The sequence below is a fragment of the Pseudomonas sp. 2957 genome, from assembly GCF_031456345.1.
Taxonomy (GTDB): domain Bacteria; phylum Pseudomonadota; class Gammaproteobacteria; order Pseudomonadales; family Pseudomonadaceae; genus Aquipseudomonas; species Aquipseudomonas siliginis.
On record NZ_JAVDUL010000002.1, the window covers coordinates 593,115 to 613,703 of the forward strand.

General features: G+C 59.9%; 19 protein-coding genes. 8 read left to right on the forward strand and 11 right to left on the reverse strand.

What is annotated here, in order from left to right:
• The first annotated feature begins 27 nt into the window (after positions 1 to 27).
• Complete coding sequence (locus tag J2Y39_RS08160) at positions 28 to 1,650, forward strand: MFS transporter (RefSeq protein WP_252884387.1); 1,623 nt, start codon at positions 28 to 30, stop codon at positions 1,648 to 1,650.
• Between the two features lie 53 nt (positions 1,651 to 1,703).
• Here J2Y39_RS08160 and J2Y39_RS08165 read toward each other — a convergent pair whose 3' ends face one another.
• On the reverse strand, positions 1,704 to 2,066 hold the full coding sequence (locus J2Y39_RS08165) for a DUF427 domain-containing protein (protein ID WP_310216559.1): 363 nt from the start codon (positions 2,064 to 2,066) through the stop codon (positions 1,704 to 1,706).
• A 192-nt stretch (positions 2,067 to 2,258) separates the two neighbouring features.
• On the opposite strand from J2Y39_RS08165, the gene J2Y39_RS08170 reads away from it, so the two are divergent.
• Both J2Y39_RS08170 and J2Y39_RS08175 read left to right on the forward strand, forming a co-directional pair.
• Positions 2,259 to 4,202 (forward strand): DNA topoisomerase III, encoded by a 1,944-nt coding sequence (locus J2Y39_RS08170; RefSeq protein ID WP_310216563.1) that lies wholly within the window; start codon positions 2,259 to 2,261, stop codon positions 4,200 to 4,202.
• A 542-nt stretch (positions 4,203 to 4,744) separates the two neighbouring features.
• Entirely contained in the window at positions 4,745 to 5,074 is a 330-nt protein-coding gene (locus J2Y39_RS08175; protein WP_056789230.1) for a hypothetical protein, read from the forward strand.
• Between the two features lie 253 nt (positions 5,075 to 5,327).
• Here the strand turns inward: J2Y39_RS08175 and cynR are convergent, their stop codons facing one another.
• A complete protein-coding gene (gene cynR, locus J2Y39_RS08180; protein WP_095180244.1) occupies positions 5,328 to 6,215 on the reverse strand; it encodes a transcriptional regulator CynR in 888 nt (295 codons plus the stop codon).
• A gap of 120 nt (positions 6,216 to 6,335) precedes the next feature.
• On the opposite strand from cynR, the gene cynS reads away from it, so the two are divergent.
• Both cynS and J2Y39_RS08190 read left to right on the forward strand, forming a co-directional pair.
• Positions 6,336 to 6,803, forward strand: a complete 468-nt coding sequence (cynS, locus tag J2Y39_RS08185) for a cyanase (protein ID WP_310216566.1) — start codon at positions 6,336 to 6,338, stop codon at positions 6,801 to 6,803.
• 57 nt (positions 6,804 to 6,860) lie between these two features.
• Positions 6,861 to 7,520: a carbonic anhydrase gene (locus J2Y39_RS08190; protein WP_252878442.1), complete on the forward strand. Its 660-nt coding sequence runs from the start codon at positions 6,861 to 6,863 to the stop codon at positions 7,518 to 7,520.
• Between the two features lie 119 nt (positions 7,521 to 7,639).
• Here the strand turns inward: J2Y39_RS08190 and J2Y39_RS08195 are convergent, their stop codons facing one another.
• Together J2Y39_RS08195 and glsB are read right to left on the reverse strand one after the other, a co-directional pair.
• Complete coding sequence (locus J2Y39_RS08195; RefSeq protein ID WP_310216571.1) at positions 7,640 to 9,142, reverse strand: aldehyde dehydrogenase family protein; 1,503 nt, start codon at positions 9,140 to 9,142, stop codon at positions 7,640 to 7,642.
• 182 nt (positions 9,143 to 9,324) lie between these two features.
• Positions 9,325 to 10,233, reverse strand: a complete 909-nt coding sequence (gene glsB, locus J2Y39_RS08200; protein ID WP_024013269.1) for a glutaminase B — start codon at positions 10,231 to 10,233, stop codon at positions 9,325 to 9,327.
• Between the two features lie 139 nt (positions 10,234 to 10,372).
• Here glsB and J2Y39_RS08205 point away from each other — a divergent pair, with 139 nt between their 5' ends.
• Positions 10,373 to 10,861, forward strand: a complete 489-nt coding sequence (locus J2Y39_RS08205; protein WP_137214906.1) for a GFA family protein — start codon at positions 10,373 to 10,375, stop codon at positions 10,859 to 10,861.
• A 99-nt stretch (positions 10,862 to 10,960) separates the two neighbouring features.
• Here the strand turns inward: J2Y39_RS08205 and J2Y39_RS08210 are convergent, their stop codons facing one another.
• The 3 genes from J2Y39_RS08210 to J2Y39_RS08220 form a co-directional block, all read right to left on the reverse strand.
• Positions 10,961 to 12,247, reverse strand: a complete 1,287-nt coding sequence (locus J2Y39_RS08210) for an ATP-binding protein (protein ID WP_310216575.1) — start codon at positions 12,245 to 12,247, stop codon at positions 10,961 to 10,963.
• Positions 12,248 to 12,955, reverse strand: a complete 708-nt coding sequence (locus tag J2Y39_RS08215) for a winged helix-turn-helix domain-containing protein (RefSeq protein WP_310216578.1) — start codon at positions 12,953 to 12,955, stop codon at positions 12,248 to 12,250.
• Positions 12,956 to 13,096: 141 nt separating this feature from the next.
• On the reverse strand, positions 13,097 to 13,699 hold the full coding sequence (locus J2Y39_RS08220; RefSeq protein ID WP_073471188.1) for a tRNA-(ms[2]io[6]A)-hydroxylase: 603 nt from the start codon (positions 13,697 to 13,699) through the stop codon (positions 13,097 to 13,099).
• 159 nt (positions 13,700 to 13,858) lie between these two features.
• Here J2Y39_RS08220 and J2Y39_RS08225 point away from each other — a divergent pair, with 159 nt between their 5' ends.
• Positions 13,859 to 14,722, forward strand: a complete 864-nt coding sequence (locus tag J2Y39_RS08225; RefSeq protein ID WP_310216582.1) for a universal stress protein — start codon at positions 13,859 to 13,861, stop codon at positions 14,720 to 14,722.
• Between the two features lie 100 nt (positions 14,723 to 14,822).
• Here J2Y39_RS08225 and J2Y39_RS08230 read toward each other — a convergent pair whose 3' ends face one another.
• Positions 14,823 to 15,293: a DUF1289 domain-containing protein gene (locus J2Y39_RS08230; protein ID WP_024013275.1), complete on the reverse strand. Its 471-nt coding sequence runs from the start codon at positions 15,291 to 15,293 to the stop codon at positions 14,823 to 14,825.
• A gap of 467 nt (positions 15,294 to 15,760) precedes the next feature.
• On the opposite strand from J2Y39_RS08230, the gene acnB reads away from it, so the two are divergent.
• Positions 15,761 to 18,370, forward strand: a complete 2,610-nt coding sequence (acnB, locus tag J2Y39_RS08235) for a bifunctional aconitate hydratase 2/2-methylisocitrate dehydratase (RefSeq protein ID WP_039763151.1) — start codon at positions 15,761 to 15,763, stop codon at positions 18,368 to 18,370.
• A 191-nt stretch (positions 18,371 to 18,561) separates the two neighbouring features.
• Here acnB and J2Y39_RS08240 read toward each other — a convergent pair whose 3' ends face one another.
• From J2Y39_RS08240 to J2Y39_RS08250, 3 genes are all read right to left on the reverse strand, one after another.
• The gene (locus tag J2Y39_RS08240; RefSeq protein ID WP_095180251.1) at positions 18,562 to 19,842 is read right to left on the reverse strand and encodes an HAAAP family serine/threonine permease; all 1,281 of its coding nucleotides are present in this window, start codon (positions 19,840 to 19,842) and stop codon (positions 18,562 to 18,564) included.
• A gap of 254 nt (positions 19,843 to 20,096) precedes the next feature.
• Positions 20,097 to 20,267, reverse strand: coding sequence for a hypothetical protein (locus J2Y39_RS08245; protein WP_177434191.1), 171 nt, complete (start codon positions 20,265 to 20,267; stop codon positions 20,097 to 20,099).
• A gap of 49 nt (positions 20,268 to 20,316) precedes the next feature.
• Positions 20,317 to 20,511, reverse strand: a complete 195-nt coding sequence (locus J2Y39_RS08250; protein WP_310216587.1) for a hypothetical protein — start codon at positions 20,509 to 20,511, stop codon at positions 20,317 to 20,319.
• Between the last annotated feature and the right edge of the window lie 78 nt (positions 20,512 to 20,589).

Genomic DNA, 20,589 nt, shown 5'->3' on the forward strand with positions numbered 1-20,589 from the left:
AAAACAATCACTGTGAGGGATACCGATATGTCAGAACACGTTCAGCCGCTGGACGCTGCGGGCAGCGCCGAGACCAGCAACGCCACGCAGAAAGTCATCTTCGCTTCATCACTCGGGACGGTGTTCGAGTGGTATGACTTCTTCCTCTACGGCGCCCTCGCGGCAGTGATCAGCAAGCAGTTTTTTGCCGGGGTCAATGACACCACGGCGTTCATCTTCGCGCTCATGGCGTTCGCCGCCGGCTTCATCGTACGGCCGTTCGGTGCGTTGGTATTCGGCCGTCTGGGTGACATGATCGGGCGCAAATACACCTTTCTGGCGACGATCATTCTGATGGGCGTGGCGACGTTCTGCGTCGGCCTGCTGCCGACCTACGCCAGCATCGGCATCGCCGCGCCGATCATTCTGGTGGTGCTGCGCATGCTTCAGGGCCTGGCGCTCGGTGGCGAATACGGCGGTGCGGCGACATACGTGGCCGAACATGCGCCTATCGGCAAACGTGGCTTCCACACCAGCTGGATTCAATCCACCGCGACCCTCGGCCTGTTGCTCTCGCTGCTGGTAGTGCTCGGTTGCCGCTACTTCACCGGCGACCAGTTTGAAGTCTGGGGCTGGCGCATTCCGTTCCTGCTGTCGATCGTCCTGTTGGGCATTTCCACCTGGATTCGCCTGAGCCTGCACGAGTCGCCGGCCTACCTGAAAATGAAGGAAGAAGGCAAAACCTCGAAGGCGCCGATCCGCGAATCCTTCGGCAAATGGGAAAACCTCAAAGTCGTGCTGATCGCCCTGTTCAGCATCAATGCCGGGCAAGCAGTGACCTTCTACGCCGCGCAGTTCTATGTGCTGTTCTTCCTCACCCAGTTCCTGAAAATGGACCCGGCGGTGGCCAACAGCCTGTTGATCATCAGCGTGGTGATCGGCGCGCCATTCTTCATCTTTTTCGGCTGGCTCTCGGACAAGGTCGGGCGCAAACCGGTGCTGATGCTCGGCCTGCTGCTGGCCACCGCGCTGTACTTTCCGATCTTCAAATCCCTGGCCCACTACGCCAACCCGGCGATCGATCAGGCCAGCCGTCAGGCACCGATCACCGTCCTCGCCGATCCCGCCACTTGCACGTTCCAGTTCGATCCGGTGGGTAAGGCCAAATTCGACAGCCCGTGCGACAAGGTCAAGACCTTCCTGGTCAAGCAAGGCCTGCCCTACTCCAGCGTCGCTGCACCTGCGGGCAGCGCCGTGCAAGTGAGTGTCGGCGACGTGAAGCTGGATGGTTTCGATGAGGCGGCACTGCGCGGCGCGATCACCCTCGCCGGCTACCCGCAACAAGCCGATATGCAGCAGATCAACAAACCGATGATCGTCGCCCTGATCGTCGCGCTGATCATCATCTCGGCCATGTGCTACGGCCCGCTGGCCGCGTTGATGGTCGAACTGTTCCCGACCCGCATTCGCTACACCTCGATGTCGCTGCCCTATCACATCGGCAACGGCTGGTTCGGCGGCTTCCTGCCCACCGTGTCGTTTGCGCTGGTGGTGTACACCGGGGATATCTTCTACGGGCTGTGGTATCCGGTATTGATTACCGGGGTGAGCCTGGTGGTGGGGATGGTCTGTCTGCGTGAGACGAAGAATATCGATCTCGATAAAAACTGAAAAACCCGCTGACAACAATGGCGAGGGAAGCGATTCTCTCGCCATTTTTTGCTTCAGACGTCCGGTTTGATCACTTCGAATTTCACCTGGTCCGGATAAAACGCCACGTAGTTGCGGATCGGTGCGACTGAAACCTTTGGATGTTCGTAAGTCCACACCGCATTGGCGCCCTCATGCCCTGGCACCTGCAGGCTGAAGTAATTGGCGTCACCTTTGTATGGGCAATAGCTGGTGTGGTCGGTGCGGGCGAAGTATTTTTCGTCGATGTCTTCGCGCGGGATGTAGTACACCGGCGGATAGTTGGCTTCGTTGAGGATCATCGCGTGAGAGGACGCGGCGACCTGGATGCCGTGGAACTTCACCAGCAGGCAGCCGGCAAGTTGTTCCAGGCTGATCACGGGACTGGGGCTTTTCATGAGGTTCTCCTGAGCACAGCGAAGAGACCGGTTCAGGTATAGCTGATGGTTGCGCAGCTCGACTGGATTACGGCCGAACGGCTAAACCTCCTGCAACGCTTTTATCTGTATATCCATACAGATAAAAGTTGCTCCCGCCGCGAACTCCCGCCATCCTGTGCCCTCTCCACACACCAACCAGCGATGGTAGCTATGCGGCTGTACCTCTGTGAAAAACCTTCCCAGGCCAAAGACATTGCGGCCGTACTCGGCGCCAAGCGTCGCGGCGACGGCTGCTGGTTGGGGACGGACGTCACAGTGACCTGGTGCATCGGCCATTTGCTCGAAACCGCGCCGCCGGACGCCTACGACGCGCGCTACAAACGCTGGGTGCTGGCCGATCTGCCGATCATTCCGGACAAGTGGAAAATGACCGTCAAGCCGCGCACTGCCAGCCAGTACAAAGCGGTAAAGCGCCTGCTCGGCGATGCCAGCGAACTGATCATCGCCACCGATGCCGACCGTGAGGGCGAGATGATCGCCCGGGAACTGGTCGAGCACTGCCGCTATCGCGGGCCGATCCGCCGTTTGTGGCTGTCGGCACTGGACGAGGCGTCGATTCGCAAGGCACTGGGCGCACTGAAGCCCGGAGCAGAAACGTTCAGCCTGTATCACTCGGCGCTGGGCCGTTCGCGGGCGGACTGGTTGATCGGCATGAACATGAGCCGACTGTTCACCTTGCTGGGCCGTCAGTCGGGTTATCAGGGCGTGTTGCCGGTAGGACGAGTACAAACGCCCACCCTGCGACTGGTGGTCGACCGCGACCGCAGCATCGCCGATTTCGTCCCCGTACCGTTCTGGGCAATCGACGTGGATTTGCTGCACAACGGAACGGCGTTTACCGCGCAATGGCGCGCGCCGTCGGACGTTTGTGATGATCAGGATCGCTGCCTGAATCAGGCGTTGGCGCAACAGGCAGCGGCGGCGATCAGCAGTGCTGACAGCGCACGGGTGATCAAGCTGAAGACCGAGCGCATGCGCGAAGTGGCGCCGCTGCCCTTCGATCTTGGCACCTTGCAGGAAGTCTGCTCGAAAAAGCTTGGCCTTGGCGCGCAGGAAACCCTCGACATCGCCCAGGCCCTTTACGAAACCTACAAAGTCATCACCTATCCGCGCAGTGATTGCGGCTTTCTGCCCTTGAGCCAACACAGTGAGGCGCCATCGATCCTCACAGCGTTGCGCCAGGCCGATCCGAGCCTTGAAGCCTTGCAGGGTTATCTCGAACCGCAAAGGCGCTCGCGGGCGTGGAATGACGCCAAGGTCAGCGCTCACCACGGCATCATTCCCACCATCGCCGCGAAGAATCTTGAACGCCTGAGCGGCAAGCATCGTGCGGTGTACACACTGATTCGCGCGCGCTACCTGGCGCAGTTCCTGCCCAATCACGAATACGATCGCACCCAGGCCGATTTCGATTGCAACGGGCAGGCCCTGCGCGCGGTGGGCAAGCAGATCATCGAAGCGGGCTGGAAGCGCGCATTGCCCGAAGCACTGGCACCGGCCAGGGGCCGCGAAGCACCAGCACCGCAAACCTTGCCGACCCTCAGCCAAGGCGTCGAATGCGCTGTGTCGAAAGTGAATCTCAAGCATCTGTGGACGCAGCCACCAAAACCCTACACCGAAGGCGATCTGATCAAGGCGATGAAAAACGTCGCCAAACTGGTCGAGGATCCGCTGCTCAAACAGAAACTCAAGGACACCACCGGCATCGGCACCGAAGCCACCCGCGCATCGATCATCCAAGGGCTGCTGGATCGCGGTTATCTGGTCAAGAACGGCAAGGCGCTGGCGGCGACACCTGCCGCGTTCAGCCTGATCGACGCAGTGCCTCGCGCGATCGCCGACCCTGGCACCACGGCGATCTGGGAACAGGCCCTGGACATGGTGCAGAGCGGCGAGATGAGTCTGGAAGAATTCGTTACCAAACAGGCCGCGTGGATGAGCAAGCAGGTCACCCGCTGCTCCGCCCTCAGCCTGACCATCAGCGGCCCGCCGCCTGCCGGCAAAGCCGCAGCGCCGTGGAAGAAAAAGCGTAAGTCGACGCCCAGCAAAACCGCCGGTACGCGCAAACGCACGGCGCGTCCGACGACTCGCTGAATGCATCGCGGTTCCCTTCTCGACGTTGTTGAAACGGATCTTTTCTCATTCCAAAACAGCTTTGTCCGACAATATGTAGTGCCTGAAAATAATCACTACAAAACCGTTGACGGCGTCGTTTTGCTTTTGCATGATGAAGACGTTCCCCGATCGGGAACACTGGTAACACGCTTGAGCAAACTCGTCTGACCGCCGAGTTGTTTTTTCCGGATACACGCTGCCCACAAGGCAGATTGAAGAAGCTGACCTGGCCTGAACGTCCAGTACAAGGACGAGAAGCGCTGGCGAAAATTCTCAAGACGCTTGTGGCCGACACTGGATTGTCGTCAAGGAGCCTCCCGGTTTTCGCTGCTTCTCCTCGTTGTGACGCTATTGCGTAGCAGTTATTCAACACGACTACATGCAACAGATGCACGACCCCGTACTTCACACGGGCGAACGCTGACGTCCTGGTTTCGGTGCCAGGGATCAACTAACCGATGGGCTACCTGTATTAGCGAATCAACTTTGAAAGATCACCAGACTGGTCAAGGGGCATAACAATGAATCTGAACAATCAACCCACCATCGAAGAACTGGCTCGTATGTTCGCGGCGCAAAAAGACAGCCACGACAGCCATATTCTCTGGATCAGCAAGTCGGGGCAGGTACACATTGACTGCCTTTCGCCTCACGCTGGCGAAGAAGAATTCGACCGCAACCACCAGAACCTGCTGGCCCGCCTGAAGATGTACCGCCGCGGCCACGGTTATGTCGGCAAGAAGGCTGCGGCCGACAAGGACTTCATTGGCAATGTGCTGCAAACGCTGAAACAGGCGTGGGATTCGATGCAGAACAAAAATGAAGTTCGGGTGATTGATCGGTTTTATTGAGTTGTAGATTATTTGACTAAGGGCCTGCTTCCGATTGGGAGCAGGCCCTTTGTTGTTCTTTTGAGTTATGCGGCGTGAGTGCCCCCGTCGCCCCTCACCCCAGCCCTCTCCCGAGGGAGAGGGAGCCGACCGAGTTGCCTCAGCTCAACCGTAGACCTGAATGACCGTGGCGATTATGAGTCAACGAAGCTCGTTCAGGTCGGCGTAACTTGACCAAACACCTCGGTCAGTCCCCTCTCCCGCTGGGAGAGGGTTAGGGTGAGGGGCTTTTCATGCCGAGCACCAGTTCCACAAACGCCAACGCCGCCGCGCTGTGATAATTATTCCTGCGCCGCAACAACGCCGCCCCCCGCTGCGGCGCCTCACCTTCGACCCGCAAGCGGCGCAACGCGCGGTCTTCGCTGGCAATCGCCTCGGGCAGCATGGTCGCCAGCGGCGCATGCCGCACCACTTCCAGCAGCGTACTCACCGAATTCACCTCGATCCGTACCTGCGGCGTAATCCCCTGCTCACGGAAATACTCATCCACCGACAACCGCGTAATGAAGCCCGGCGCCAGCAACGCGAAATCCAGTGATGCCAATTCCGCCGGCGTCAACACCGAAGGGCTGCCATAGAGCGGATGCCCAGGCCCGACCATAATCCCCAGCGTCTCGGTAAACGCTGGTATGCATTCGATATCGGCATTGCGCACCGGGGTAAACGCGATCGCGACATCCAGCGAATCATCCGCCAGCCCGGCCTCGATGTCGTCCATCGACAACTCGAAGATTTCCAGATGAATCCCGGGAAACCGTGCCCTGTAATCACGCACCAACGGCCCGACCAGATACGCCATGAACGTCGGCGTCATCGCCAGGCGCAGGGTGCCGCGCGACAAATCCTTCACATCGTGCAAGGCGCGCTGTCCGGCCTCCAGCTCCACCAGTACGCGCCGTGCGCATTCAATGTAAGCCGCGCCTGCATCCGTCGGCTTCACCGTGCGTGAGGTGCGATCGAACAGGCTGACGCCGAGGGTTTCTTCCAGCTGCCGGATCTGCTGCGACAACGTCGGCTGCGATACATGCAGCGCTTCGGCGGCGCGGGTGAAGCCGCCGTGATCGGCAACGGCGAGCAGATAACGCAAATGTCGCAACAGCATGAACACACCATCTATAGGCAGGACTTATGCGCAGCATTGTATATCGATCTTGGACGCTATGAATCAACCGGCGCAACATTGCTTCCACACAGCAAGCCAAACCTTGAAAGGAGTGACACCATGCAACAGTCCCACGCCTACAACGACAACAGCCTGGCCCTGACTACCCGCGTTCTCGACGCCAAGGCGAAAAAAGATCTGTCGTGGCAGGATCTTGCTGACGGCACCGGCCTCAGCCTTGCCTACGTCACCGCCGCCCTGCTCGGCCAGCATCCTTTGCCGGAAAACGCTGCTCAAGTGGTCGGCAACAAGCTTGACCTCAGCGCAGATGACGTCGCCGCTCTGCAGATCATTCCTTTGCGCGGCAGCCTCAGCGGCGTGCCGACCGATCCGACCATCTACCGTTTTTACGAAATGATCCAGATCTACGGCACCACGCTGAAAGCGCTGGTTCATGAACAGTTCGGTGACGGCATCATCAGCGCGATCAACTTCAAACTGGACATCAAGAAAGTCGAAGACCCGGAAGGCGGCTCCCGCGCCGTGGTGACCCTCGACGGCAAGTTCCTGCCGCTGCGTCCGTTCTGATGCGCCCGGCCCGCAACCTGCGTGCGGGCCATCTCATTTCTGCCACGAGGACATGCCATGAAAGCCCTGATCGACGGCTTCCTGAAATTCCAGAACGAAGCCTTCCCGCAACGCAGCGAACTGTTCAAACACCTGGCCACGACTCAGCAACCCGGCACGCTGTTCATCACCTGTTCCGACAGCCGTGTGGTGCCTGAGCTGCTGACCCAGCAAGAGCCCGGCGAGCTGTTCGTGATCCGTAACGCCGGCAATATCGTGCCCTCCTACAGCCCGCATCCGGGCGGGGTGTCGGCGACGGTGGAATATGCGGTGGCAGTGCTGGGGGTGACCGATATCGTGATTTGCGGCCACTCCGATTGTGGTGCGATGACCGCAATTGCCCAGTGCAAATGCATGGATCACCTGCCCGCTGTCAGTGGCTGGCTGCAGCATGCCGAATCGGCGAAGGTAGTCAACGAAGCGCGCGTGCATGGCAGCGACGCGGCGAAATTGAGTTCGATGGTGCGCGAGAACGTGATCGCGCAACTGGCGAATATCCAGACCCACCCGAGTGTGCGCCTGGCCCAGGAGCAAGGCCGGTTGAATCTGCATGGCTGGGTTTACGACATCGAGACCGGTTCGATCGACGCACTCTCTTCCGATCGTCGCACCTTTGTGCCGCTGGCCGAGCAGCCTGAGACTTGCGCGATCAGCGCGCAAGCCAGCCACGCTGCCTGACTCCCCACCGTGATCGTTCCCACGCTCTGCGTGGGAATGCCTCTAGGGACGCTCTGCGTCCAGTGACGCGGAGCGTCACGGGCTGCATTCCCACGCGGAGCGTGGGAACGATCAACAGATCAGCGTTTTACCGTGAGATCAACCTGAGTCATCCGGCTGCGCACGGTGAACACGCCGTCACCGGAAAGAATCGCACTGCGCGCAAACAGGCGCCCGCTCTCCCAGTTCGAAAGGCCCAGTTCCGGCTTGTTCAACGCGTACTGGCCATCGACCCAACGGGTGATGCCGTTGCCTACGAACGGCGCATTCACCGCGTTGTAGAAGCGTTCCTGAACCGCCGCATCCTCGCTGATCAACGACACGGTGAATTGCGGGCTGTAACGGTTGAACAGCGCAATCGCCTGATCCAGATCGTCAACAATCATCAGGCTGACTTCCGGGGTTTCTTCCCATTCCCACTCGCGGCCCAGGTCCGACTCGGGCAGGGATTCGGCCAGCGCTTCGGTCTGGTAACCCTCGGCGCGATAAACCTCGACTGTTGCGTTCTGCCATTCGCTTGGCAGGCAACTTTCACTGCCCGCGACAATGTGCAATTTGCAGCCTTGGCCGCGCGCAGTACCGGCGTCTTTCAAAGCTTCGAGGAACAGCGGCACAAGCTCAATGGCGCGTTCACGCTGAATCAGGCAGACGTTGAGGGTATTGCAGACCTTGCGGTCCAGCGAGTTGCGCACCACCGCCGCGAAGCGTGTTGCGTCGGCGTCACGGTCGGCAATCAGCCACGCGCCGCCGGTGCCGTGCAGGCTGACGGCAGTGCCGGCCTGCTGGGCAATGCTGCCCAACTGGCTGACCGCACGGCCCGAGCCGCGCGCCACCGCCAGCGACAGACGCCGATCGGCAAACATCGCCCAACCGGCGGCGTGATTGACACTTTCGACCAACGACACCGCCCCCACCGGCAAACCGGCTTCGGCCAGCGCCGGGTTCAAAGCGTGAGTGACGATGGCTTGCGCAGTGCCCAACGCATCGCTGCCGATGCGCAGCACAGCCGTATTGCCGGTGCGCAACACGCCGGCGGCGTCGGCAAATACGTTGGGCCGGCCTTCGAATACAAACGCGACGATGCCCAGCGGCGAGACGACTTGCTCAACCTTCCAGCCGTCGTGCTCGACACTGCTGATCACTTTGCCCCGCGTGGGCGGCGCATCACGCCAGGCGCGCAGCCCGGCGATCATGTCGCGGCGCATGCGTTCATCGGCGAGCAAGCGTGTGGTCGAGCGACCGCGCGCCTTGGCCCGCTCAATGTCGGCGCGGTTGGCGGCTTCGATCTGCGTCCAGCACTGAGGATTTTCCAGGCGCTGGGCAAACAGGTCGAAGAATTGGCTGATGGCTTCATCGGACACCGCCGACAACGCGGTGAATGCCGCAGCCGCACGCTCGATTGCCACCGAGGCGGCCCGCTGATCGGCCACGGGGATCAGCAACAACTCGCCACTGACCTGCTCGACCAGCAGATGGTCACCGGGCTGAAACCGCGCGGCCAGTTCGGGGCTGACCACGGTGACACGGTTACCAGCGAAAGGGATCGGCGTGCCAGCGACTAGACGTTCGAGCGCAAGAGACATGAAGCGGATTCACCATGCAGAGGGCGGTCGGAAAATGTATAGAACACGATCCTGCAAAGCAACACTGCACCCGGTGGGAGCGAGCCTGCTCGCGAAAGCGTCCGAGCAGACGACATCAATGCTGAATGTGCCGACCTCTTCGCGAGCAGGCTCGCTCCCACACTGGAAATCGTGGTGTGTCTTCAGAACACCGACCAGCCAATCCGCGAGCTCAGCAGTTCCAGCGCTGCCATCCCCGCCAGCGAGTTGCCGGCGGCGTTCAACTCCGGCGACCACACGCACACGCTGAACTGCCCCGGCACCACCGCAACGATGCCGCCGCCGACCCCGCTCTTGCCTGGCAAGCCGACGCGATAGGCGAAATTGCCCGCCTCGTCGTACAAACCGCTGGTGGCCATGATCGAATTGACCTGCTGGGTCTGGCGGCGCGTCAGGATCTGCTCGCCGCTGTGCTTGCAGAACCCGTCATTGGCCAGAAAGCAGAACGCCCGGGCCAGATCGATGCAATTCATCCGCAGTGCGCAGTGGCTGAAATAGCTGCGCAACACCGCCTCGACATCGTTGTGAAAGTTGCCGAACGACTGCATCAGATAGGCCATCGCCGCATTGCGCGCGCGGTGCTGGTATTCGGAGTCGGCGACCTTGCCGTCGATCATGATTTGCGGGTTGCCGGACAGACGCCGGACGAAGTCGCGCATCGACAGTGTCGGCGCGGCGAAGCGCGACTGGTTGATGTCGCAGATCACCAGCGCACCGGCATTGATGAACGGATTGCGCGGGCGGCCGCGCTCGAATTCCAGTTGCACCAGCGAGTTGAACGGCTGGCCGGACGGCTCGTGGCCAAGCCGCTCCCAGATCGCTTCGCCGGAATGATCGATGGCCTGCACCAGGCTGAATACCTTGGAAATACTCTGCACCGAGAACGGCGTTTCAGCGTCGCCGGCGCAATACATTTCGCCATCGTTACTGTACACGGCGATGCCCAACTGGTTGGCCGGTACCGTGCCGAGGGCGGGAATATAGTCAGCAACTTTGCCCTGCCCGATCAGGGGCCGGACGGCGTCAAGGATCTCGTTCAACAGCGCTTGCATGCCGGGTTCCGAAAGTCTCGCCCCATGGGATCGCGGGGACACTGGGGCTAGACGCTGCGCCCGCCGGTCGCATCACACCGGCAAGCATCCAGCAGAATGTTCTAGGCTGAAGCGGACCATTCAGACACAGGAGAGCACCATGCACCTCGAAGGCTCCTGCCATTGCGGCGAAGTCACGTTCAGCCTCGACAGCGCCCATCCTTATCCCTATCAACGCTGCTACTGCTCAATCTGCCGCAAGACCCAGGGCGGCGGCGGTTATGCGATCAACCTTGGCGGCGACGCGACCACTCTCAAGGTTCGCGGGCGCAAAAACATCAGCATTTATCACGCGAAGATGAAAGCTGACGGCGACAAGCGCGCCCATCGCAGCAGCGCCGAGCGCCACTTCTGTTCGCTGTGCGGCAGCGGCCTGTGGCTGTTCAGCCCGGAGTGGCCAGAGCTGATTCACCCATTCGCCTCGGCGATCGACACGCCACTGCCGGTGCCGCCGGAACACACGCACCTGATGCTTGGCTCGAAAGCGCCGTGGGTCGAGGTGGAGGCCAAGCCGAAGGATCAGCAGTTTGATGAATATCCTGAAGAATCGATCGCCCAGTGGCATGAGCGACTGGGTGTGACCCGCTGAAAACCGCGCCCTTCGCGAGCAGGCTCGCTCCCACATTTGGATTGCGATCACCTGTGGGAGCGAGCCTGCTCGCGAAGGGGCCGGGTCAGGCAATATCAATCAGTCCAGATGCGCCCAGGTCATCCTGAACAACGCCCCGCCCCACACCGAGTCGCCAACCTCAATCTGCCCGCCATGGGACTGCGACACCCGCCGCACCAGCGCCAGGCCCAGTCCGAAACCACCGGTGCGCCGGTCGCGGCTGGCATCCAGTCGCGAAAACGGTTCGAAGATTTTTTCCCGTCCCTCCAGCGGCACACCCGGCCCGTCATCGCTGACCCGCACTTCATAGTCATTGCCGTTGCGCAGCAGCGACACCTCAACGCGCTGCTCGGCATAGCGAATGGCGTTGCGCAGAAGGTTGATCACCGCGCGCGCCATGAAGCGCGGTTCGATGCTTACAGTGTCGACCTGGCAATCGGTGATCGACAGCTGCACGCCCACTGCTTCGGCCTCAAGCGCCACACTGCCGACGACGCTGTCGAGCCAGTCGGCCGCATGAATATTCTCCCGTTTGATCACTGTCGCGCCGTGCTCGAGGCTGGCGTAGGTCAGCAATTCCGAGACCATCTCCTCCAGCTCACCAAGGTCGGCATACATGTCGGCGATCAGCTCGCGATTCTGGCTCGCGTCGGGTTGCTGTTTGAGCTGATCAAGTTCGAACGACAGCCGCGCGATCGGTGTGCGCAATTCGTGCGACACCGCATTGGTCAGCTCGCGCTGATTGGCGATCAAGCCCTCGATGCGCGCCGCCATCAGATTGAAGTGCTCGGCCAGATCGCGGATGTTCGAGCGCCGCGACAACTGGATGCGCACCGACAGATCGTTGTCGCCGAAACGCTCGGCCGCCAGCCGCAGCTTTTCCAGATCGCGCCAGTGCGGGCGCACCCAGAAAAACAGGACGATGCCGATCAGCACTGCGAGCATCATGTACGCCGCGGTGATGTAGAACGGCATCAGGCTAGGCTCCGGCGGCAGCTTGATGCTGAGCAATTGCGAGCCACCATCGATGTTGCTGATGAACTGCGTGTAATCGTCGCGGATCACCAACAGGTTCCGCGCGAGCTCGGCATTTTCCTGCGGTGTCAGGGCCAGTTGATCGGCCTCGACCAGACTCAGCGACAGACCGTAGTGCGCACGCAATGAATCGAGTTTCTGTTCACGCTCGGCGCCCTGGCGGCCTTGCAGATGATCGACCAGCGACCACGCCTGACCGCGCACGGCTTCACGGTTGTAATCCTGCGTCTGGCTGTCGAGCAAGGCGTTGAAGGTGTGCTCGACCGTCTGCAACGCCAGCACCAGACCCACCGTCATCACCAGAAACAGCCCGAGGAACAAACGCAGCATCTACAGCTCCCACGCGAACGGATTGAACAGATAGCCCTTGCCCCACACGGTCTTGATGCACACCGGCTCGCGGGGATTGTCCTTGAGTTTGTTGCGCAATTTGCTGATGTACACGTCGACGCTGCGGTTGAGGCCGTCGAAAGCGATGCCGCGCATGCGATTGAGAATGTCATCGCGGGAAAGAATCTTGCCCGCCGCGCTGGCGAGCAACCAGAGCAATTCGAACTCCATGGTGGTCAGCTCGATCAGCTCACCGCCCAAGCGCACTTCCCGGCAACTGCGGTCGATGCTCAATTGCCCGAACTCAAGAAAACTCACCACGCTGGTGTCCGGCGTCTGCCGCCGTTGCAGCGCCCGTAGCCGCGCAAGCAATACCGGCGGTTTGATCGGTTTGATCACGTAATCGTCAGCGCCGGACTCCAGACCGAGGATGTGATCGAGATCGTCTTCCTTGGCGGTGAGGATCACGATCGGCGTGTCCGAGACACTGCGAATTTCCCGACAGACCTGCAAACCGCTCTGCCCCGGCAACATCAGGTCGAGCACCAGCACTTTCGGCTTGAATTCCAGGAATGCAGCCATGGCGAGATCGCCGCGATGTACCGTGCGCACCTCGTAGCCGTGTTGTTCTAGAAAGTGTGCGATCAGTGCGGCGAGACGCTCATCGTCTTCGACCAGCAGAACTTTGCCGAAACCCAGGTTATCCATAACAACCGTTGCCAAGCCAAACGTGGAAGGGCCGATATTATGCTGGCATTCATCGAACAGGCGATGACGGCAGACAGCAAAAACCGGCCACTCGGGCCGGTTTTCGGTGATGTTTCATACTCTTAAGAGTTTTTAACAAATTCAGGCGGGCACACCGCTGTGGAAGCGGAATTCCTCGTCCGGCGATTCGATCAGTTCCTGCTCGGCCGCACGGACGCGGTCGATCACCTGCGCGACATCCTTGGCATCACCATACTGATAGGCCAGCTTCAAATAACCCTGAAAATGCCGCGCCTCGCTTTTCAGCAAACCGAAATAGAACTTGCCCAGTTCTTCATCCAGATGCGGCACCAATGCTTCAAAGCGTTCGCAACTGCGCGCTTCGATGAAAGCGCCAACCACCAGCGTATCCACCAGTTTCACCGGCTCATGGCTGCGCACCACTTTGCGCAGGCCCGAGGCGTAGCGGCCGGCGTGCAGCTGACGCAGTTCGATCTTGCGCCGCTTCATGATGCGCATGACTTGCTCGTGGTGCACCAGTTCTTCCCGGGCCAGGCGCGACATCATGTTGATCAGGTCGACATGGGCGTGGTACTTGGCAATCAGGCTCAGCGCCGTGCTGGCGGCCTTGAACTCACAGTTCTTGTGATCGATCAGCAGGGTTTCCTGATCGGCCAGTGCCGCCTGGACCCAGGCGTCGGGCGTGCGGCAGCCAAGGAATTCGTGGATTTCGGGAAGGATCATGGGGCTCACGGTAAAAGGTGTTCGAGCGAAGGGCGCCGATTATACCGGCCTGCCCGCAGACCACCAGCGGCGGCTGTTGATATGCATCAAGTCGCAGACGTTCGGGTAGCAACTATAGTTGTGCAACGCCGTGCCTTTTCTTTGCTGGAGACTCCGCTCATGCAAGCCATTCGCAGCATTCTGGTGGTCATCGAACCTGAACATGCAGAAAGCCTGGCGCTCAAGCGCGCCAAGCTGATCGCCGGTGTCACCCAGGCCCACCTGCATCTATTGGTGTGCGACAAGAAGCATGACCACGCCGGCCTGCTCAGCGTGCTCAAGGCGGCATTGCTCGCCGAAGGCTATAGCGTGACCACCGAACAGGCGTGGAACGAGAGCCTGCACGAAACCATCATCGATGTGCAGCAGGCTGAGGGATGCGGCCTGGTGATCAAACAGCATTTTCCCGACAGCTCGCTGAAAAAGGCCCTGCTGACCCCGGCCGACTGGAAGCTGCTGCGCCACTGCCCTACCCCGGTGCTGCTGGTAAAAACCGCCGGTTCGTGGAAGGACAAAGTGATTCTGGCTGCGGTCGATGTCGGCAATGCCGACGGTGAGCACCGGCATTTGCACAGCACCATCATCGATCACGGCTATGACATCGCCAGTCTGGCCAAGGCGCATCTGCATGTGATTACCGCGCATCCGTCGCCGATGCTCTCGGCGGCGGACCCGACGTTTCAGCTGAAATCGACCATAGAAGCCAAATACCGCGAGCAGTGCCAGGCGTTTCAGGCGGAGTTCGATGTCGATGACGAGCACCTGCACGTCGAGGAAGGCCCGGCAGATGTGCTGATCCCGTTCATGGCGCACAAGCTGCAGGCGGCGGTGACGGTGATTGGCACGGTGGCGCGCAGTGGTCTGTCAGGCGCGTTGATCGGCAATACCGCTGAAGCGGTGCTGGATACGCTGGAAAGCGATGTGCTGGTGCTCAAGCCGCAGGAGGTTGAGGATCATCTGGTGGAATTGACGGCAAAACACTGAGGATTGCCATGCCTGACTGGCGCTTTCGCGAGCAGGCTCGCTCCCACATCTGGAATGCATTTCCCTGTGGGAGCGAGCCTGCTCGCGAAGCTTTTGCTGTTCAGGCGCCGAAGGCGTCTTTCAGGAAGCCCGGGGCGATGTAGCGCTGATAATGCGCTTCCGACAGCAGGAAGAATTCCCGATCAATGGCATCGCGCAGTTCCGGCAGGTTCCAGTCGCGGAACTCCGGCAGCAACACCATCCCGTACGCCTCAAGATTAATGATCACCCGCGCGCCCCGGGCAATCAGCTGATAGGCCCAGCAATATTCCGACTGATGCGGTACGAAGCGGATCTTGCGCTGTTCGAGCTGCTCGCGCAGGCGCGCCGGATCGAAGATCTCGACTTTGCTCGCCATCACTTGTGACAGCAATTGCTCCAGACGCAGCCAGACCGCACGCTTTTCCTCCTCGTTGTACCCGTTCCAATGGATCACTTCGTGGTGGAAACGCTTGCAGCCACGGCACACCAGGTCACCGTAAACGGTGGAGCAGAGGCCGACGCAGGGGGTCTTGATGGTTTGATTGGGCATAAATGGGCAGAACACTGAAACGCGGAACAGGCCGGCATGTTAGCCCTTTGTCGGGCATTGATCACCCCTCAAACAGCAAGGTCTCGCCGGCGTCGCAGGTTTGCTCCGGCCGCGCTGATTGCCACGAAAGTCCAATAGAGCGCGACTTACCTTTAAATTTTTTTTGCCGTAGAATCAGCCAGCCTTTTAAGGCGCCAATGTCCGTTAGAAGCTGTTTTCAAAGCGTCACGAGCACAGTCGTTCCTTCAGAGCGGTGTTGGCGAAGGGTTTTTCCAGCGGGGAAAAGCCCAACGCCAACCCTCATCAGCTCCCCGTTCTGCAGGCGTAAAACTTTGAAAGCAGCTTCTGTAAGGAATTGCCGGTAATTCTGGCCGAACGACCCACAACGTCGTGAGGCGCATGAGTACGGCAATTTCGGGATGAGCGTCCCGGACACCCATTTGGGACCACTGATGAGGGTAATAACTGTGCTTGAAGCCTACCGCAAACATATCGAAGAGCGTGCAGCCCTGGGTATCGTTCCCCAGCCGCTTAACGCCGAACAAACAGCAGGCCTGATCGAGCTGCTGAAGAACCCTCCGGCTGGCGAAGAAGCTTTCCTCGTTGACCTGATCACCAATCGCGTACCGCCTGGAGTGGACGAAGCCGCTTACGTCAAGGCCGGTTTCCTGTCTGCCCTGGCCAAGGGCGAAGCCACCTCCCCTCTGCTGGACAAGAAACGCGCTGTAGAACTGCTCGGCACCATGCAGGGCGGCTACAACATCGTCACCCTCGTTGAACTGCTGGACGACGCCGAGCTGGCGCCAGTCGCCGCCGAAGAACTCAAGCACACCCTGCTGATGTTCGACGCCTTCCACGACGTCGCCGAAAAAGCCAAGAACGGCAACGTTCACGCCAAGGCCGTGCTGCAATCCTGGGCTGACGGCGAGTGGTTCAAGAAGCGCCCGGTGCTGGCCGACAAGATCAGCCTGCGCGTATTCAAGGTCACCGGCGAAACCAACACCGACGACCTCTCCCCTGCGCCAGACGCCTGGTCGCGTCCTGATATCCCGCTGCACGCCCTGGCCATGCTGAAAATGGCCCGTGACGGCATCGTTCCGGACGAGCAAGGCAAGACCGGCCCGATGAAGCAGATCGAAGAAATGCGCGGCCAGGGCTTCCCGATCGCCTACGTCGGTGACGTGGTCGGTACCGGTTCCTCGCGTAAATCGGCCACCAACTCGGTGCTGTGGTTCTTCGGCGACGACATCCCGTACGTGCCGAACAAGCGCGCTGGCGGTTTCTGCTTCGGCAGCAAGATCGCTCCGATCTTCTACAACACCATGGAAGATGCCGGCGCCCTGCCAATCGAGTTCGACGTGTCGAACATGAACATGGGCGACGTGATCGACCTGTACCCGCACGCTGGCAAAGTCTGCAAGCACGGTACCGACGAAGTCATCACCACTTTCGAAATGAAAACCCCGGTGCTGCTGGACGAAGTCCGTGCCGGCGGTCGTATCCCGCTGATCATCGGCCGTGGCCTGACCGAGAAGGCTCGCGCCGAATTGGGTCTGCCGCCGTTCGACCTGTTCAAGAAGCCGGAAGCTCCGGCTGAAAGCACCAAGGGTTTCACCCTGGCGCAGAAAATGGTCGGCAAGGCTTGCGGTCTGGCAGAAGGCCAGGGCGTGCGTCCTGGCACCTACTGCGAACCGAAGATGACCACCGTGGGTTCTCAGGACACCACCGGTCCAATGACCCGTGACGAACTGAAAGACCTGGCGTGCCTGGGCTTCTCCGCTGATCTGGTGATGCAGTCGTTCTGCCACACCGCGGCTTATCCAAAGCCGATCGACGTGACCACCCACCACACCCTGCCTGACTTCATCATGACCCGCGGCGGCGTTTCCCTGCGTCCGGGCGACGGCATCATCCACTCGTGGCTGAACCGCATGCTGCTGCCGGACACCGTCGGTACCGGTGGTGACTCGCACACCCGTTTCCCGATGGGCATCTCGTTCCCGGCCGGTTCCGGTCTGGTCGCGTTCGCCGCTGCCACTGGCGTCATGCCGCTGGACATGCCGGAATCGATCCTGGTGCGTTTCAAAGGCAAGATGAAACCTGGCATCACCCTGCGTGACCTGGTTCATGCCATTCCGTACTTCGCTATCCAGAACGGTCTGCTGACCGTCGAGAAGAAAGGCAAGAAAAACGCCTTCTCCGGCCGCATCCTGGAAATCGAAGGTCTGGAAGGTCTGACCCTGGAGCAGGCGTTCGAACTGTCCGACGCCTCGGCCGAACGTTCGGCTGCCGGTTGCACCATCAAGCTGTCGAAAGAGTCGATCACCGAGTACCTGCAGTCCAACATCACCCTGCTGCGCTGGATGATCGGCGAAGGCTACGGCGATGCGCGTACCCTGGAACGTCGTGCTCAAGCGATGGAAGCCTGGATCGCCAATCCTGAGCTGATGGAAGCCGATGCCGACGCCGAATACGCCGAAGTCATCGAAATCGATCTGGCCGAGATCAACGAGCCTGTGCTCTGCGCGCCGAACGATCCGGACGACGCCCGTCTGCTGTCCAGCGTTGCTGGCGAGAAAATCGACGAAGTGTTCATCGGTTCGTGCATGACCAACATCGGTCACTTCCGCGCTGCCGGTAAACTGCTGGATCAGGTCAAGGGTCAGCTGCCAACCCGTCTGTGGCTGTCGCCGCCGACCAAGATGGACGCTCACCAACTGACCGAAGAAGGCTACTACGGCATCTACGGCAAGGCTGGCGCTCGCATGGAAATGCCAGGCTGCTCGCTGTGCATGGGTAACCAGGCACGCGTTGAGCCGAACAGCACCGTGGTCTCGACGTCGACCCGTAACTTCCCGAACCGTCTGGGCGACGGCGCGAACGTCTACCTGGCCTCGGCCGAGCTCGCGTCCGTTGCTTCGATCCTGGGTCGCCTGCCGACCGTCGAGGAGTACATGGAATACGCTGGCAAGATCGACAGCATGGCGGCCGATGTCTACCGCTACCTGTCCTTCGACCAGATCGCCGAGTTCCGTGAAGCTGCTGCGAACGCCAAGATCCCGGTCGTTCAAGCCTAACGCTGCAAGGCCATAAAAAACGCCGCCCATCGTGAGATGAGCGGCGTTTTTTTATGCCTGCCGGGCAAGCATTCTGATCGTTCCCACGCTCTGCGTTGGAACGCAGCCCCGGACGCTCTGCGTCCCCAAGCGTGACGCAGAGCGTCACAAGAGGCATTCCCACGCAGAGCGTGGGAACGATCAGTGACAGGTCAGACAGCCAGCTTGTAAACCAGCGCCGAAATCGCCACCAGTCCCACCGCGGTAACAAACACGTTCGACGCCTGACCGCGATAGCGCGCCATCGCTGGCACCTTGCGAATCGCGTACATCGGCATCAGGAACAGAATCGCCGCAATCACCGGCCCACCGACCGTTTCGATCATGCCCAGGATGCTCGGATCAAGCGTTGCGACGATCCAGCAGATCACCAGCATGAACGCCGCCACGATGCGATCCAGCGCCTTGGCGCCCGGACGTTTGCCGCTCTTGACGATCAGGCCCTTGAGGCCTTCGCTGGCCCCGATGTAATGACCGAGGAACGACTTGGAGATCGCCACAAACGCAATCAACGGCGCCGCAAACTCGATGGTCGGGTTGCTGAAGTGGTTGGCCAGGTACGACAGGATCGACAGATTCTGCTCTTTTGCCTCAGCCAGTTGCTCTGGCGACAGGGTCAGCACGCAACTGAATACGAAGAACAGCACCAAAATGACCATCAATGCATGAGCGCGCGCGAGGATCTGCGAGCTGCGCTCGTCAGCATGCACACCGTAACGACGCTTCTGATCCATCGCGAACGCCGAGATAATCGGCGAATGGTTGAACGAGAACACCATCACCGTAATCGCCAGCCACAGCGTGTGCAGCAGCGCTGACGGCGCCGGCACTTGCGCGGCGGTGGCGAGGATGCCGCCGTTCCAGTGCGGAATCAGGTACACGGCGAGGAACAGCAGCGCAACGATGAACGGATAGACCATCAGGCTCATGGCCTTGACGATCGCCTGCTCGCCGCAACGCACGACGGCCAGCAGGCCGAGAATCAGCACGAACGAGAGCAGCGCGCGCGGTGGCGGCGTGATGTGCAGTTGGTGTTCGAGGAAACTGGCGACCGTGTTGGTCAGGCCGACGCTGTAGATCAGCAGGATCGGGAAGATGGCAAAGAAGTACAGCAGCGTGATCAAGGCACCGGCCTTGATACCGAAATGCTGCTCGACCACTTCGGTGATATCGGCGCCTTCGCGACCGGACAGCACAAAACGGGTCAGGCCACGGTGCGCGTAAAACGTCATCGGGAAGGCCAGCAGCGCGAGGATCACCAGCGGCCAGAAGCCACCCAATCCTGCGTTGATCGGCAAAAACAGGGTGCCGGCGCCAATGGCCGTCCCAAACAGTCCCAGCATCCAGGTGGTGTCCTGGCGATTCCAGCTCGAAAGTTCAGCGGGTGCTGCTGCGTCGAAGCGCTTTTCGAGGCTATTGGCCTGATCATTCATCCGGTCGGATCTCCGCATTCCGGTCACTTGCCACTCGGTCAGGACGCGTCGGAAAAAACCGACAGACATGCTCCGGCCGAAACAGGGGCGCGATTCTCCGTGATAAATCAATGCAAGCAAAGACTTAGCTGAGGAATGGTTGTGCGGAGCAGATCCAAGGATGGTCGTTTATAGAAAAAACAAGGTCGTTTATGGATACGTCGGATGCCGCAAACGGATACGTTTTGCACCCACCCATGCGTCATCGAATGCGCCTAGAGCGATATGCCGAGCATGAAACCCAATAAAACGCAGTACAGCCCGAAGCCGAAAAGCAACCAGAGCTTGCCATTTTCGCGCTTGTCTCTATTGCGCAACGCTTCGTCATATTCTGCGAACTCTCGCTCAATTTGCTCCAGTCGTGCCTTACGGTCATATGTGCTCATACTGATTAACCTTTGAATAATGCGCCTGACGGTCGTGAAGCATGAAGACTCACAACTTGAAGAAAAACCCTGCCACTGCGGTGATTGCAGTCAAGACTCCACCAAACACTGCAATTGGATAGAGCTTCGTCTCCCTTGATAACTTTTTCTCTTCAACCTGAAGCTTTTTCCATTCAGCCACGAGTTTCCTTGATTCGTTTTCCAGCCTGTCTAGCTCCAGATTTTCGCGATCGTTATGGAACATTTGCCCTCCTTGGCTGCTGGCGGATCGGTGTCAGCATTTGCATGCACATCGACGGCTATCGTCATGCCCTTATCATCA